Source organism: Dyadobacter pollutisoli, from assembly GCF_026625565.1.
In the GTDB taxonomy this organism is placed as follows: domain Bacteria; phylum Bacteroidota; class Bacteroidia; order Cytophagales; family Spirosomataceae; genus Dyadobacter; species Dyadobacter pollutisoli.
The window spans coordinates 4,628,597-4,643,667 of the sequence record NZ_CP112998.1; the positions used below are offsets into that span (position 1 = coordinate 4,628,597).

The window sequence follows — 15,071 nt, forward strand, 5'->3', positions numbered from 1 at the left end:
TTTGAAATTCCAGTGCATGGAAGTATCTTGCACCATGGATCATTTCGTTGTTTCGGCCAGGAAGTATCGTCCCGTCACCTTTGATTCGGTGGTTGGCCAATCACACATCACTACCACATTAAAAAACGCAATTCGCACCAATCACCTCGCGCAAGCCTTTCTTTTTTGCGGTCCGAGGGGTGTAGGAAAAACTACATGTGCGCGGATTTTAGCCAAAACAATTAACTGCCAGAACCTCGGCGATGATGTAGAAGCTTGCGGCGAATGTGAATCCTGTGTCAGCTTTCAAAACAATGCGTCTTTCAATATCCACGAACTGGATGCTGCTTCCAATAACTCGGTGGAAGATATCCGTAACCTGATCGATCAGGTTCGCTATCCACCCCAGACTGGAAAATACAAAATCTACATCATTGATGAGGTTCATATGCTTTCTCAGGCCGCATTCAATGCATTCCTGAAAACATTGGAAGAACCGCCGGGCTATGCCATTTTCATTTTGGCAACTACGGAAAAACATAAGATCCTGCCTACTATCCTTTCGCGCTGCCAGATCTTTGACTTTAACAGGATACAGCCAAAAGATATCGCATATCATCTGGCTGATATCGCAAAAAAAGAAGGCATTGAAACTGAAAAAGAAGCACTGGAACTGATCGGGCAAAAAGCGGACGGAGGACTTCGTGACGCGCTTTCAATGTTCGATTTGAATGTTACTTTTTCAACTAATAATCACCTTACCTATGCAGCAGTACTCGAAAACCTGCATATCCTGGACTATGATTATTACTTCAAAATCACCGATGCATTGACTGCCGGCAGTATAGCGCGGTCTTTGGTTTTGTTTGACGAGATCTTGCGAAAAGGTTTTGACGGACATTTGTTTGTGGTAGGGCTGTTGGAACATTTCAGGAATTTGCTGGTGGGTAAAGACCCTGTTACTGTGACGCTTTTGCAGGTTTCGGAGTCTGCCGAGCGTAAATACCAGGAACAGTCTGCGATGGCCGATATGAGTTTCCTGCTCTCTGCGCTTAGTATCGCGAGCCAATGTGATATCAATTACAAATCAGCCAAAAACCAGCGACTGCATGTGGAGCTTTGCCTCATGAAGCTCGCCAATTTACCGCACGTTCTTCAACTTAATTCACTTGCAGCCGTTGATGAAACGGCAAAAAAAAAAGTTGAGCCACAGCAACAGCCATTAAATTCGCAGCCTTCTGTTCCGGCAATACCGCCAACGAACGGCGCTCCAACCAATGGAAGCTCTTACGCACCGCCGCCACAGCCAGTAGCAACTCCAGCTGTACCGTCACGACTGAAAAGCACGATTCCGCTCACTGCCACCACTCCCATTACCAGCCAACCGGTTAAGGAAACCGTTGCGGCTCAAACTGACTATGCTGCCGTAGCAGCCGGCAGTAATGTCAAAAAGGAGGCATTGACCTTTGAAACACTTCAAAGGCTTTGGTATGAATTTGCAGAAAAGAGACAGCAAGCCGGAAACTCGACCACCGAGGAAATTACACTAAGGAGAGAGTTCAAACTGGAAGGTACCACCATTGAAATAGCGCTTGACAACACGCACCAGCTGGAAGCAGTCCAGAACATGCGTTATGATCTGCTGGGTTTTCTGAAAAGCCGGATCGATGCTCCCAGGCTGGACATTAACCCCCGTGTAGCGCCCCAGGAGGTAAACCGGCTACCCTATACTCCTGCCGAAAAATTCAATTATATGGCTGAAAAGAACCCCTATCTGCTGGAATTGAAGCAGGCACTGGGCCTTGACGTAGATTTCTAACGGTTTTTCGCCGCTTCCAGAAATTGATGGTTAAGATGCAAAACCTGCGGGATCAAAGCAGCGGTTTCGTCATTGGTAATGATAAAATCTGCGATCTGCTTTCTCGACTCGTCCGACGCTTGCCTTTTGATAATCGATCTGATTTCCAACTCACTACGATTGTCTCTTTGCAGAATACGCTTGATCCTCAGATCTTCCGGCGCGTGAACCACCACGACGTAATCCAGTGAATTCCCCTGCCCGGCCGCGTTCATAATGGCCGCTTCTTTCAACACATATGGAGAGTCTGCATGTTCCGAAACCCAATGCTGGGTATCTCTCATGACCACTGGATGGATAATGGCATTCAGCTTTTTTAAGAGCTTTTCGTCTTTGAAAACCACGGAGGCAACAAACGAAGTATTATACATTCCTGACGAATCATACGATTCCGGCCCGAGTAAATCCGTTACCTTTTCTCTGATCTCAGGTTCATGATTGGTAAGCCATTTGGCACGGGAATCGGCGTGATAAACAGGAATTTCAAGGCAGGAAAATACCTGGCAGACTATGCTCTTGCCGGAACCAATACCGCCGGTAACTCCTATCTGAAGTGGAAGTGACATGGTTTCGGGGAAAGATGGTTATTGAGGAGCAGCATTTAAATACTGCGCAACTTCAAAACTGACATATACGTCCCGATGACTCACCTCCACCAATGGAGATACGGGCAATGGAATCGGTAGGCTTTCGTCGAAATTATTCTGGATTTTTGGAACAGGAATTGAAATGCGAATGGTATCGGGATAGGTGCGGATCAGTGAAACCGGCCCGTCCACCGAGATCAGCGACGGAGACACATTGATGATGCTTGATATCACGTACCCGTCCCGAATATTGATACCGGCGCTATCCACCCTGATAGGGATGATCTTCCTGATCTTGCGCTCGAAATTTAACTCAAACGTATCTGCAATGACATAGTTGACATGCAGGTTAGGGAAAAGTTCTGTAATTTGGTCCGTCAGGGCCGTTGAATTGATAAAGCTAGCTTCATTGGGATTCAACACCTTGTATACTACCGGATTAGCATTGAAATTCAGCCATGACTTTTGAAGTAAAGTCCAACCATCACCCGATACATTTACTGAAATTCTCTTGGGCAAAGGCTGCATGGGAACGAATGCGGAATTATCGTACTCAATTTCCAGCGGGTAATTAAGCTTGATTGAATAATTATCCTTATTCAACACATTCATCAACCAAAAAAAAGAGGCTGCCAGGATGCATACGAAAAAAGTTTTGATCCTGTTCTGGCCTGACGGTACGTTACTCACAGCAAATTAAAATGGGCATACATCCGAAAATGTATGCTGTTCATAAATTATTTATTCATTACTAAACAGCGATCTCAAAGCAACGAACAAATATTCATTACGAGAATTTATCCTGCAATAGTACGCGAGATGGCTGATTTGTCAACTGTTAACTTTACTCCTTTATCCAGTTCCAACGTAACTGTTGTCTCTTCTACTGTATAAATCCGGGCGTGGATTCCTCCAATCGTTACCACCTGATCGCCTTTTTTGAGGTTACCAAGCAATTCTTTCTGATCTTTTTGCTTTTTCTGCTGCGGGCGTATCATGAAAAAATAAAACACCCCGATTATCCCGACCCACATCACGACCTGATAAATCATACCTTGTGAGCCGCCTGCTGCTGCTTGTGCTAATAAAGAAAAATTCATTGTAAGAGATAGATTAGAAAGTTTATTTTGTTGGTGCGGAATTGACAACTCCTTTGAGCCTTAGCTCCGAATAAGCAGGTTCCGTATTGGCATACACCGTAATGGTTTTTACCTGGGGACCCGACTTGTGTTTGCTGTCAAAACGGACTTTGATACTTGATGTCTCTTTGGGACCAATTGGCTCCTTGGGCCATTCCGGCGTTGTACAGCCGCAGGAAGAAGTGATATTGTTCAGGATCAGCGGATATTCTCCATCATTGCGAAATTTGAAACTGTGCTCCACAATAGCTCCTTCCTGAATGGTTCCAAAATCGAACGATGAGCTATCGATCAAAGCAAAAACAGGCATTTTTGAATCTGCCTGTTCCGCTTCGCTTTTATCTTCTTTTTTGGAACAACCGGAAAAAACCAATGCGATTCCTAACAAAACACAAATGGATATTTTTTTCATATCGGTAATTAATTGGCCTGACCTTTGATTTGAGCCATCAAACGGTCCACATCTTCGAGCAGCTTTTCAGCTTTTTCGCGGGCGTCATTCACAACCCGCTCGCCTTCGGTTCTGGCGAGACTATCCGGCTGGTCTTTTTTATCAACCATATCCTGGATCACGCCTTCCAATTTCTCCCTGTATTTCGACAATCTGTAAGTCAGCTGGGTGCGAAGAACTTCCCCTTTGTCGGGTGCATAAAGAATCCCCAATGCAGCGCCGGTGACACAACCTGTCAGGAATGCGATTAAACTATTACTGGTTTTACTCATGAGTTTTTAAGTTTTAGCTGTTGCTGCGGCTATCAGCCTTTTTGATATTGGTAAGCCCTCAAAAATTATTCCATGCGGTAAAACCTGTATAACTTTCGAAAGCCGTTATTTATTATCTATCAATCCGCGGCCGCTCTTTCTGATCACCCCTTCTTTCGAAAGCTTCACAGAAAGCACGTCCAGGACGCCATTTACAAACTTACCACTTTTTGGGGTACTGTACCTTTTTGCTATTTCAATAAACTCGTTAATTGTTACTTTAACGGGAATGCCCGGGAAATGGATCAGTTCCGCCAACGCAGTTTTCAATATAATCAGATCCACGAGCGCAACCCTTTCCAGCTCCCAGTTTTTAAGCTGATCATCCAGATATAGATCGTATTTATCACTTTCAGCTACCACGATCCGGCATAGTTCTTCTACAAAGAACCGGTCTTCTTCCCAATCTTTGGTCAAAGGCGCCAACTGAAAAGTAGCGCTATTGTCTGCTGATTTCAACGTTTTGATGGCTAGACTACGGATCAGTTCACTATGATCACTCCAATATAGGTCACGCTGTTCAAAATAATCAAGCGGAACTTCGTGCTTTAAGATAACCTGTCTTAAAATATATTGAACGATAGCCTGATCTTCCTCAGGGGTATGTGAGGTTTCCTTGCAATAAGCTTCGTACTGCGCATCTTTCCTCAATGCTTCACGATAAGTTTTCCTGACAAGGTTCATTTCATTGGACCAGTTGATACCGTTCCTGATAATTTCCTCTTCCAGGTTTTTATCTTCGATCAGCACCCTCACAACTCTGTTGGTGTCCAAGCCAGAGTCTTTTGGAAAAGGCGATTCAGGATCGTCATATCTTCTTTCGCGGTCAATTTTGGCCTGATGCGCCAGTTCAATGATCATTGAAAGAACACGTACAAAATCAACATGGATCGATTCAGTCTCATTCAATACCCTCCTTACCATTTTCTCTCCATCCGTAGCTGTCTGGCGGCTGTATGCCTGAAATGCACTGCGTGCAACTTTCAAAACCTGCTCCGGAAGTTCCTCATCCTCATTGGGTTTTCCGTTTTTAATCAATTCGTCGAGCGTCATTCCAGCCAGACGTTTCATCCCTGCTAACTTCTGCCGGTTTTGAGGTTCCATGGAGTTCAGATCCGGCGCAAAAGCCTCATCAATGTGATCTAGTGCGAGCAAACGATTGGCATCTGCTGTCAACTGTCTTGCATAAAGCGCCTGGACCGCCTTGGTTCTTAATAATCTTCTATTCAGCATAAGCCGGAATACTAATTGGATAAAAGGTACAGTAAATCAAAGAACGTTTTTGCATGTATAGCAAGGTTATTCATTTAGCATACCCCGCATTTGTGTTTTAAAATTGACCGCAAAATTAGACTATTTTGTTTAGAATCGAAAAAATGAAACACCGCCTTTTAATTTTGCAACGTTTTAAATGAATAGGATGTTGGTTTAGGATAGTCCCGCATCTGTTTGAAATCTCCGGTCTAAAAGTTTTATCGAGTGAAAGCATTAAAGTACCTCAACCAGTACTTATGGAAATACAAATGGTATCTCATCCTGGGAACCATTTTTACCATTATTTCTAACCTTTTTGGAATAATCCCTGCCCAGCTGGTGCGTTACGCCCTTGATCTGGTGATCGAAACCCTCGATATTTACTATCTTTTCAATGGGGCTTCGCTTCAAAGCGGGATGTATGACATTTTTGCTTTCAGCATCCTGCTGTATGGTTTGCTCATTCTGCTGATGGCATTATTGAAGGGAATTTTTCTGTTCCTCGTCCGGCAGACCATCATTGTCATGTCCCGGCACATTGAATTTGAACTCAAAAACGACATATACCAACATTACCAGACGCTACCTGCGAGTTTTTTCAGACGCCACAACACCGGTGATTTAATGGCCCGGATATCCGAAGACGTCAGCAATGTGAGGATATACCTGGGGCCTGCGCTCATGTACGGCATTAACCTGATCGTGCTTTTCATTCTGGTAATTTCCTACATGGCATCTGTCAGCACCAAACTGACTTTTTATGTGCTACTCCCGTTGCCTGTGCTTTCGATCAGCGTTTATGTCGTCAATAGTATGATCATGAAACGTTCTCAGGAGATTCAAAAGCAACTTTCAGGACTTTCGACGTATGTACAGGAAGCTTTTTCAGGGATCAGGGTGATCAAATCTTTTGTTCAGGAAGATCATTCTTTTTCCAATTTCCAGAAAGAGGCAGAAACTTTTAAGACCAAATCCCTCGGCCTCACCAAAGTTGACGCATTCTTTTACCCTGTTATACTACTGCTCATTGGTTTGAGCAATATTCTGATCATTTATGTAGGTGGCCAGGAAATCATTAATGGCAGACTGACGCCGGGCAATATCACTGAGTTCATTCTATATGTCAATATTCTTACGTGGCCAGTGATGGCATTGGGCTGGACTACCAGCCAGATCCAGCGCGCTGCTTCGTCGCAAACAAGGATCAATGAATTTTTGAATGAAAAGACAACATTGGTTTCGGAGAAAAACCTTGTCAAACCGCTGGAAGGGGCTATCACATTTCAGAATGTCGGCTTTATCTACCCTGATTCAGGAATTCAGGCGCTGCAACATTTTGATCTGAAAGTAAATCCGGGAGAATCGGTTGCGATATTGGGAACGACCGGTTCCGGCAAAAGCACGCTGGCGCATCTGCTATGCCGTTTATATGATCCAACAGAAGGTCAGATTCTCATTGACAACATTCCGATGAAGGATTACGATGTGCATGCATACCGTCGCCAGATTGGTTATGTGCCTCAGGATGTCTTCCTTTTTTCAGATTCGATCCAAAACAATGTCCGTTTCGGAACCGTCGATATGCCTTTCGAAAGAATCGAACAAGCAGTAAAAGACGCAGATCTTTATAATAACATCATTGATTTCCCACAAGGCTACGAAACCATGCTGGGAGAAAGGGGGATTACATTGTCAGGAGGACAAAAGCAGCGCCTTTCCATTGCCAGAGCCATCGCACGTGACCCCAAAATACTGGTACTCGACGACTGCCTCTCGGCTGTGGACACCAATACGGAAAACATTATCCTCAATAATATGAAACGGATTATGGATCAGCGTACTTCGGTGATCATTTCGCACCGCGTTTCTTCTGCCAAGCTTGCCGACAAAATCGTGGTTCTGGATGAAGGAAGAATAGTTGAGCAAGGCACACATTCAGAATTGATGGCCGCCAATGGCGCTTATAAAGAGCTTTACGAGAAGCAGTTGATTGCCGAGGAGGTTTAGGAAAATCACATTGGACGAAAAGTTGAGATTTTTAGGTAACTTCACTACTCATTGCAATAGAAATATTCTAAATATAGGTTTATGCTGCAAACCGTAACCATTGACATTATAAATGATAAGGCACTAAATCTGTTAATGGATTTAGAACGCTTGAAACTTATCCGTTTGCGTAGAGAAATTACAGATCCTCGTTCCAGCAATAAAAATTTAAAAACCAGATATAAGGGATCCATGTCTAAACAGCCACTTCAAGAGATTGATAATCAATTGAAGGACCTACGAAACGAATGGGAGTAAAATATCTCTGGGATACCAATACTGTCATCTATTATTTGCAGCAACAGTTCTCCACAAATGCTGACAAGTTAATGGATGAGATTGTTGAAGATTACACCATTATCATTTCTGCAATCACTGAAATTGAATTGTATTGCTGGAAAACTCCTACCGATAGCGACTTAAAAATTCTTCATTCATTTGTTGAAGATGCGCTGGTTATTGAATTGGAAAGAGACATTAAAATCAAAACGGCTGAGGTGCGCAAAGAATACCGAATCAAACTCCCTGACGCGATTATTGCGGCTACTGCATTGGTCTATAATTTGACTTTAATTACAAGCAATAAAAAAGATTTTATAGGAATCGCTAATTTATCGCTACTAGACCCCTACGAAGCCTAACCTATCAATTTAAGCCTCACTTCACCAGTTTCTTCACTTCCGCGCGCAACTCCTTCATCTCCTGATGCAAACTATGCAGGCTAACCTGCTGGGTATCGGCTTCCAGATCGAATGTTAATTTGCTATTGACCAGCCACACCTCCCGGATTTCGTTACGATCGATACGAATTGGTGCGTACTCGGGATTAGTGGAAATAAGGTTAATATAAGTTGAGTGCGTTTCTTTCTGCACTCTTTTGACCAGGATACTGTCCACGGTAACAATCACATACATGCGTTTATCGCTGAGGTTTTCCCAGTCATCCACAGCCTTACCTACGATCCATTCACCTGAATGAAGTACCGGCAACATGCTATCTCCTTCCACCTGAAACCCCCTGAACGTAGCATTGCGGTACTCCGGTAATGGAATACTGAAAGCCGGCTGACTTTCAAACCATTGTGCGTCGCCGATATTATTGGGATAACCAGCTGCTGCTTTGGCACTTACCAGCACAATATTTTCATGGCCCGTATTATCAACAGTCACAATTTTGGGGTTGATCGAAAGCTTCTCAGCGTGCAGGTATTTCTGAGTGCTATCACCAAAAAGCCACAATGGGTTAATATGGTACTTTTTCAGAAGCTCTTTCACAACCTGACCCGGGATACGCGTGCGGCCTCGTTCAATGTCAGCCGTCGTGGCACTAATACCAAGCTCATCCGCAAATGCGGACTGGGTCAGATTCAATTCTTCCCTTATTTGCTTAAAACGTCTGAACTCCTCGTCAATGGGCATAGCTGACTGGTCAAATCAAAAAATCACATAACTTCTTAACAGAGTCAAATATACAAAATATTTTGGAATATTTCCTTTTATATCATGGATATGATCCATATATTTGGAATAAATCCATAAATTTGTAAAAATTCCAAACCGAGTGAAACGCCAAGTGGAGCGCACGATACTACATATGGACCTTGATACATTTTTTGTATCTGTCGAGCGAAAGCACGATGACCGCCTCAGGGGCATCCCCGTACTCGTAGGCGGTACAGGGGACCGCGGGGTGGTGGCTGCCTGCAGTTATGAAACCAGGCCCTACGGTATACATTCAGGCATGCCGATGAAAATGGCCCGGATGCTGTGTCCGCAAGCGACCGTCATACGCGGGGAAGCGGGGATTTATTCGAAGGAGTCTAAAACAGTTTCCGAGATCATTAAAGAAGCTGTTCCGGTTTTTGAGAAGGCAAGTATTGATGAATTCTATGCCGATCTGTCGGGAATGGAAAAATTTCATAACAGCTACCATCTGGCGACGGAACTCAGGGAGCGCATTAAGAAAGAAAGCGGCCTGCCGATTTCCTTTGGCTTGTCAACTAGTAAAGTGGTTTCAAAAGTAGCTACTGGAGAAGCCAAACCCGATAATCAGAAAAAGATAGACGCGGGAACAGAAAAGACATTTCTCGCCCCGATGCTGGTACAGAAAATCCCAATGATGGGCGACAAAACGAGCAAAGTCCTGTATGATATGGGCGTGAAGTATGTCAAAACCATACAAGAAATGCCCGTTGAAATGATGACGCAAATCCTCGGCAAGAACGGCACATTACTTTGGAACAGGGCCAATGGTCTGGACGACTCGCCTATTGTTCCTTTTCACGAGAGAAAATCTATTTCCAATGAAAGGACATTTGGGAAAGACACGGGTGATGTGCAGCGAATGAGGGAGATGATCAGGGCAATGGGGGAAAATCTAGCTTATCAGCTCAGGACCGGAAATAAATTAACGTCATGCGTCTCTGTCAAGATCCGTTATTCCGACTTTAACACGGTATCAAAACAGGTTAAAATCGCCTATACATCAGCAGATCACATTTTGATCCCACAGATTGAGCGGCTATTTGATCAGCTTCATAACCGGCGAATGATGGTGCGGCTGGTCGGGGTCAATTTCAGTGATCTCGTAACGGGTAACTATCAGATTAACCTGTTCGATGACTCAGAGGAGCGGCTTAACCTGTATATGGCCATGGATTACATAAGGAACCGCTATGGAACAGACAACCGTGGCAACTCGATTTTGAGCTGGGGCACAACGCTGGGTATTCCGAATATCGCCAGTATGGGTAACCCCTTCAACGGAGATCCCCCCATTATCCCGGCACACCGGAATGCGTAGCGATGGTAACTATGCTACATCGTATTGTAAAGTCTTGATATTACTCAATTCTCCAAAAATCAGATGCTGCTCTTCTTCCAGATCGAAATCATCCTGCAAGCCAAGCCAAAACTTCGGAGTTGTTCCGAAATATTTACTGAATCGCAAGGCAGTATCCGCGGTTATTCTTCTGCGGCCTTTTACAATTTCACTTATTCTTGTCTGGGGAATAGCAGTCTCTTTTGCCAGTTTATATGCCGAGATCCCCATTGGATTCAAAAACTCTTCCAAAAGGATTTCGCCGGGATGAATGTTTTTTAATTTTTCCATTGAATTAACAGTAAAGTTCTTTCGAATTTCTGAAAGTTTCCAACACCATGCTACTCAACTGTCACTCTTTTTTTAGTCTGCGATATGGGATGATCCCGGAGGAAGAGTTGCTTAAAATGAGCAAGGAGAACGGCTACGGCTGTGCCGCGCTGACCGACATTAACAACACATCCGGCTGTCTGAATTTTATCAGAATGGCGCCGAAGCATGACATTAAGCCCATTGTCGGCATTGATTTCCGAAACGGCATTGAGCAGCAGTTTGTAGGAATAGCCAAAAACAATGCCGGATTCCAGGAGTTGAATGCGTTCCTGTCCAAACATTTACATACAAAAGAAGACTTCCCGGACGAAGCCCCCGCCCTCGAAAATGCCTTCTTTATTTATCCTTTTGAAAAACTCGTCAGAACCCGCAAACAAACATTCCTCCCCAACGAATACATCGGAATTTCTACCAGGGATTTGAACAGAGTACAGTTTTCTCCACTTTTCAAGCATCAGGACAAGCTTGTCATTTTGCAGCCTGTAAGTTTTCGCAATAAAAAGGACTTCAATGCACACCGGTTGTTACGGGCGGTCGATGAAAGCACATTGCTAAGTAAGCTTAATGCGTCTCACACGGCGCAGGAAACTGAGCAAATACTCCCCTCAAACGTTCTCAGATATCATTTCAAAGATTTTGACCCCATCATTTATAATACTGAAAAGTTAATGGCCGAATGTCATATCAATTTCAGTTTTGGCGACGACAAGGAGCATCAGAATTTGCGGGTATTTGGTAAAAGTAAAAAAGATGATTACCAACTGATCCGTAAACTCAGCTACGAGGGCATTGGACACAGGTACGGAGATAGTGTCAATGACATTATTTTTGACAGGATTTCCATGGAGCTGGACCTCATCGAAAGGCAAAACTTCATTCCCTTTTTCCTGGTTAATCACAGCATTACCAGTTACGCCCGCCACAAAGGCTATTACTATGTTGGGCGTGGAAGTGGTGCGAACAGTATCATTGCCTACCTGCTGAATATTACCAATGTAGATCCCATCGAGCTGGACCTGTACTTTGAGCGGTTCATGAATTTGTATCGTAAAAATCCACCCGATTTTGATATCGATTTTTCCTGGCGCGACCGCGAAGACGTAACTCAATACATTTTCGATACTTTCGGAAAGAACGGGCAGGCGTCGTTACTAGCTACTTACAGCACATTCCAGCACAGCGCGGCGGTGCGGGAGCTGGGGAAAGTATTTGGCTTGCCTGCTTACGAGATCGAAGCATTGAGCGAGGGTAAGTACGATCCGAACAAGCTGGACCAGTTTTCCGCGCTAGTCATCAAGTATGCCAAATATTTGCAGGATAACAATCAGCCCAACCATCTGAGCATTCACGCCGGTGGAATATTGATCTCCGAAAAACCCATTCATCACTTTACCGCCACTGACCTTCCTCCCAAAGGCTTCCCAACCACCCAATTTGACATGGTCATTGCCGAAGATGTGGGCCTGAACAAGTATGACATTCTTGGTCAAAGGGGATTAGCGAAGATCAAGGAGACATTGGAAGTGATCCGCTACAACCGTCCGGACGCCCCGGCCTTTGATATTGACAATGTCAAAAAATTCAAGACTGACCCGAAAATCAACAACCTGATCAAAGAGGCGCAATGCATTGGCTGTTTTTATGTGGAATCTCCCGCCATGCGAATGTTGCTTAAAAAGCTCGAAGTAGACAATTACCTGGGTTTGGTCGCGGCCAGTTCCATTATCAGACCGGGCGTTGCCAAGAGCGGGATGATGCGGGAATACATTTTGCGGCATCAGAACATTGAAAAAAGAGAGGATGCGCACCCCAAATTAATGGAGCTGATGCCTGAGACTTACGGTATCATGGTGTACCAGGAAGATGTGATTAAAGTAGCACATTACTTTGCCAAACTGACATTGGGAGAAGCTGATGTAATTCGGCGTGGCATGAGCGGTAAATTTCGTGGTCGCGATGAATTTGAGAGGGTTAAGAAAAAATATTTCAAAAATTGCGAAGAGCTGGGTTACGACAAGCAAATGACCCAGGACATCTGGAATCAGATCGCAAGCTTTGCCGGTTACGCATTTGCAAAAGGCCATTCTGCATCCTACGCGGTGGAAAGTTATCAGACACTTTTCCTCAAAGCCTACTATCCGCTGGAATACATGGTGGCTGTTTTGAACAATGGTGGCGGGTTTTACGGACCTGAGTTATATGTACACGAGGCGAGAATGCTGGGCGCAAATGTACTGGCGCCTTGTGTCAACCACAGCGCCGGCGAAACCACCATTGAGGGAAAGGACATTTATCTGGGAATGCAGTTTCTGAATGAAATTGAAGAGAAAACCATCGACAAAATCCTGATAGCCAGGCAGCAGGACGGGGCATTTACGTCGCTGGGCAATTTTCTCGACCGTGTTTCTATTTCCATTGAACAACTGACCATTCTGATACGCATTAATGCATTTCGTTTTACCGGCATTGATAAAAAAACATTGCTTTGGAAGGCTCATTTCTGGATTAATAAAACACCTAAGGTGCCGCAGAAACAGTTGTTTCATACCGAAATGAAGGATTTTGAGCTACCCGTTTTTCATTCTTCCGCTATCGATGATGCGTACGACCAGATCGAGCTACTGGGTTTTGCGCTTTGCAGCCCTTTTTACCTTTTAAAACATGAGTTGCCCAAAAGTGTGATGTCGAAGGACTTGCACAACTATATTGACTGTGAAGTGGTACAATATGGTTATTTAGTCGCGATCAAAAATACCCGGACTGCGAGAGGAGAAACGATGTATTTTGGTACATTTCTGGATCAGGAGGGGCAGTTTATTGACACTGTTCACTTCCCGCCGGTTGCGTCAAAGTTCAAATTTTCAGGAAAAGGGGTATACAAGATCTTCGGCAAAGTAATGGACGAATTCGGATTTCTGAGTATCGAAGTCATTGAAATGACCCGAATGGATTCAGCGGTAAGATAGTGTCATTGTACTTGTTTCCTCGGCCATAGTACATACAAAACCTCAAACAGAAGCCAGACCAACAATAAATTACGCAAATTCAACACTAGCACCATCGAAATGTGGCGGGCTATGAGGTAATGATATTCGCCGGGAAAAATAAATACCGTCAGCATTAGAGCGGCCGTAAAAATGAGAAAGATCCGACTGTTGCAAAAGGGAATAATCGGCAATAGCCAAACCATATATTGCGGTGATAAAACTTTATTCAATAGCAGGAAAAGCAGGAGCTGCGCTGCAAATGCGTGAACAAGACTTAAAACAGGGACTTTTCTTTCGTTTAATTTTTGCTCACGGAACGCCCAGCCGATAAAAATGATCAACGCAGCAAAACAAAGCGGTGTAATGATCTTGACGAAAAACAAAAGCTCATCGGTCCAGGGCGTGACCAAATGCATAGCACCAAAACTGTGCTTGACCTCCACAGAGCCTATACCAAACTGATAAAGCAACAAAAGCAAACCTCCTAAAAAACTTTCCAAATGAATTCCCCTTGATTGATGATATTTCAAAAAATCACGGATTCCATTTTCTTCCATCAAAAAGAAAGCGAGAAACGATATCAACACGATGAATAAACCGCCTGAAAGACTAAGTAAGGCAACATTGTAGCGTCGATTGATCAGATAAAACAGGCCGATAACCGGTAAAAAAATAATGGTGTAAAGCTTCGCACCAATGGAAGTCACAAGAGATGCCCCGGAAAAGAAAGGCTTTAACAGGACGGAATAAATAGTAAAAATGGTTAGAAAAGCAGGAAATGGATCAAACCGATAAAGGAAAATAGGCAACGAGAAAATCAGAATAACGGCGTACTTGTACACTGCGATCTTCTTATGCAACCCGACGGTCTTGTATATAAGTAATCCGATTGCAAGGCCTAAGAACAGGTTTTGAACAACTAACCAAAAAGGATAAGTTGCAAAACTGCCTCCCGTTAAACCATTCAGGATCTGCGGAATGACAATGGGGATCAATGCAAAAAACGGGTATTCCAGCTTGAAATCTCTAAAAGGCACTTTACCTTCCAGTAAATTCACGGCTGTACTGTAATATAACGTGAGATCAGATTGATGACTGGCAAAGCGTCCATACAAATAGTAGGATTCCACTAGTATATACACGAAAACGCATAAAATCAATGCGCAGTTTTGCCGCGAAAGCCGGACGGAAATAATATCCCTGAGAACACCACTTACAAAAACCATTTAACCGTTGTTAGATTTCAAATTAAAAAATTAAAAAGGTAACAATCTGGTGATCAGAAATTTAAATGAGTGGGTTTTG

The 15,071-nt window shown here is 43.8% G+C and carries 14 protein-coding genes; 5 read left to right on the forward strand and 9 right to left on the reverse strand.

Annotated features, from left to right (window positions below):
• The first annotated feature begins 34 nt into the window (after positions 1–34).
• Positions 35–1,798, forward strand: coding sequence for a DNA polymerase III subunit gamma/tau (locus tag ON006_RS18940; RefSeq protein WP_244821185.1), 1,764 nt, complete (start codon positions 35–37; stop codon positions 1,796–1,798).
• Here ON006_RS18940 and coaE read toward each other — a convergent pair.
• The 6 genes from coaE to nusB form a co-directional block, all read right to left on the reverse strand.
• Positions 1,795–2,403: a dephospho-CoA kinase gene (gene coaE / locus ON006_RS18945; protein ID WP_244820939.1), complete on the reverse strand. Its 609-nt coding sequence runs from the start codon at positions 2,401–2,403 to the stop codon at positions 1,795–1,797. The genes ON006_RS18940 and coaE overlap by 4 nt on opposite strands.
• Before the next feature lie 18 nt (positions 2,404–2,421).
• Positions 2,422–3,114, reverse strand: a complete 693-nt coding sequence (locus tag ON006_RS18950; protein WP_244820940.1) for a YbbR-like domain-containing protein — start codon at positions 3,112–3,114, stop codon at positions 2,422–2,424.
• A 107-nt stretch (positions 3,115–3,221) separates the two neighbouring features.
• Positions 3,222–3,524: a preprotein translocase subunit YajC gene (gene yajC / locus ON006_RS18955; protein WP_244820941.1), complete on the reverse strand. Its 303-nt coding sequence runs from the start codon at positions 3,522–3,524 to the stop codon at positions 3,222–3,224.
• A gap of 22 nt (positions 3,525–3,546) precedes the next feature.
• Positions 3,547–3,975 carry a DUF1573 domain-containing protein gene (locus tag ON006_RS18960; protein ID WP_244820942.1) on the reverse strand — a complete coding sequence of 143 codons (429 nt, stop codon included), beginning with the start codon at positions 3,973–3,975 and terminating at the stop codon, positions 3,547–3,549.
• 8 nt (positions 3,976–3,983) lie between these two features.
• Positions 3,984–4,286: a YtxH domain-containing protein gene (locus tag ON006_RS18965; RefSeq protein WP_244820943.1), complete on the reverse strand. Its 303-nt coding sequence runs from the start codon at positions 4,284–4,286 to the stop codon at positions 3,984–3,986.
• A 105-nt stretch (positions 4,287–4,391) separates the two neighbouring features.
• The gene (gene nusB, locus ON006_RS18970) at positions 4,392–5,558 is read right to left on the reverse strand and encodes a transcription antitermination factor NusB (protein ID WP_244820944.1); all 1,167 of its coding nucleotides are present in this window, start codon (positions 5,556–5,558) and stop codon (positions 4,392–4,394) included.
• A gap of 246 nt (positions 5,559–5,804) precedes the next feature.
• Here nusB and ON006_RS18975 point away from each other — a divergent pair, with 246 nt between their 5' ends.
• Together ON006_RS18975 and ON006_RS18980 are read left to right on the forward strand one after the other, a co-directional pair.
• On the forward strand, positions 5,805–7,586 hold the full coding sequence (locus ON006_RS18975; protein ID WP_244820945.1) for an ABC transporter ATP-binding protein: 1,782 nt from the start codon (positions 5,805–5,807) through the stop codon (positions 7,584–7,586).
• Positions 7,587–7,873: 287 nt separating this feature from the next.
• A complete protein-coding gene (locus ON006_RS18980; protein ID WP_244820946.1) occupies positions 7,874–8,266 on the forward strand; it encodes a type II toxin-antitoxin system VapC family toxin in 393 nt (130 codons plus the stop codon).
• A gap of 16 nt (positions 8,267–8,282) precedes the next feature.
• Here the strand turns inward: ON006_RS18980 and ON006_RS18985 are convergent, their stop codons facing one another.
• The gene (locus ON006_RS18985) at positions 8,283–9,044 is read right to left on the reverse strand and encodes an XRE family transcriptional regulator (protein ID WP_244820947.1); all 762 of its coding nucleotides are present in this window, start codon (positions 9,042–9,044) and stop codon (positions 8,283–8,285) included.
• A gap of 142 nt (positions 9,045–9,186) precedes the next feature.
• Between ON006_RS18985 and dinB the strand changes: the two genes are divergently transcribed.
• Positions 9,187–10,428, forward strand: a complete 1,242-nt coding sequence (dinB, locus tag ON006_RS18990; RefSeq protein ID WP_244820948.1) for a DNA polymerase IV — start codon at positions 9,187–9,189, stop codon at positions 10,426–10,428.
• A 9-nt stretch (positions 10,429–10,437) separates the two neighbouring features.
• Here dinB and ON006_RS18995 read toward each other — a convergent pair whose 3' ends face one another.
• On the reverse strand, positions 10,438–10,737 hold the full coding sequence (locus ON006_RS18995; protein ID WP_244820949.1) for a HigA family addiction module antitoxin: 300 nt from the start codon (positions 10,735–10,737) through the stop codon (positions 10,438–10,440).
• A gap of 47 nt (positions 10,738–10,784) precedes the next feature.
• Between ON006_RS18995 and ON006_RS19000 the strand changes: the two genes are divergently transcribed.
• Entirely contained in the window at positions 10,785–13,745 is a 2,961-nt protein-coding gene (locus ON006_RS19000) for a DNA polymerase III subunit alpha (protein WP_244820950.1), read from the forward strand.
• 2 nt (positions 13,746–13,747) lie between these two features.
• On the opposite strand, the gene ON006_RS19005 is transcribed toward ON006_RS19000, so the two are convergent.
• A complete protein-coding gene (locus ON006_RS19005) occupies positions 13,748–14,992 on the reverse strand; it encodes a glycosyltransferase family protein (protein ID WP_244820951.1) in 1,245 nt (414 codons plus the stop codon).
• Positions 14,993–15,071: the final 79 nt, after the last annotated feature.

Bases quoted from the DNA above. Each gene is read 5' to 3' on its own strand.
- ON006_RS18980 (WP_244820946.1), top strand. From the start codon at position 7,874: ATGGGAGTAAAATATCTCTGGGATACCAATACTGTCATCTATTATTTG.
- nusB (WP_244820944.1), bottom strand. From the start codon at position 5,558: ATGCTGAATAGAAGATTATTAAGAACCAAGGCGGTCCAGGCGCTTTAT.
- yajC (WP_244820941.1), bottom strand. From the start codon at position 3,524: ATGAATTTTTCTTTATTAGCACAAGCAGCAGCAGGCGGCTCACAAGGT.
- ON006_RS19000 (WP_244820950.1), top strand. From the start codon at position 10,785: ATGCTACTCAACTGTCACTCTTTTTTTAGTCTGCGATATGGGATGATC.
- ON006_RS19005 (WP_244820951.1), bottom strand. From the start codon at position 14,992: ATGGTTTTTGTAAGTGGTGTTCTCAGGGATATTATTTCCGTCCGGCTT.
- ON006_RS18995 (WP_244820949.1), bottom strand. From the start codon at position 10,737: ATGGAAAAATTAAAAAACATTCATCCCGGCGAAATCCTTTTGGAAGAG.
- ON006_RS18960 (WP_244820942.1), bottom strand. From the start codon at position 3,975: ATGAAAAAAATATCCATTTGTGTTTTGTTAGGAATCGCATTGGTTTTT.
- ON006_RS18965 (WP_244820943.1), bottom strand. From the start codon at position 4,286: ATGAGTAAAACCAGTAATAGTTTAATCGCATTCCTGACAGGTTGTGTC.
- ON006_RS18940 (WP_244821185.1), top strand. From the start codon at position 35: ATGGATCATTTCGTTGTTTCGGCCAGGAAGTATCGTCCCGTCACCTTT.
- coaE (WP_244820939.1), bottom strand. From the start codon at position 2,403: ATGTCACTTCCACTTCAGATAGGAGTTACCGGCGGTATTGGTTCCGGC.
- ON006_RS18985 (WP_244820947.1), bottom strand. From the start codon at position 9,044: ATGCCCATTGACGAGGAGTTCAGACGTTTTAAGCAAATAAGGGAAGAA.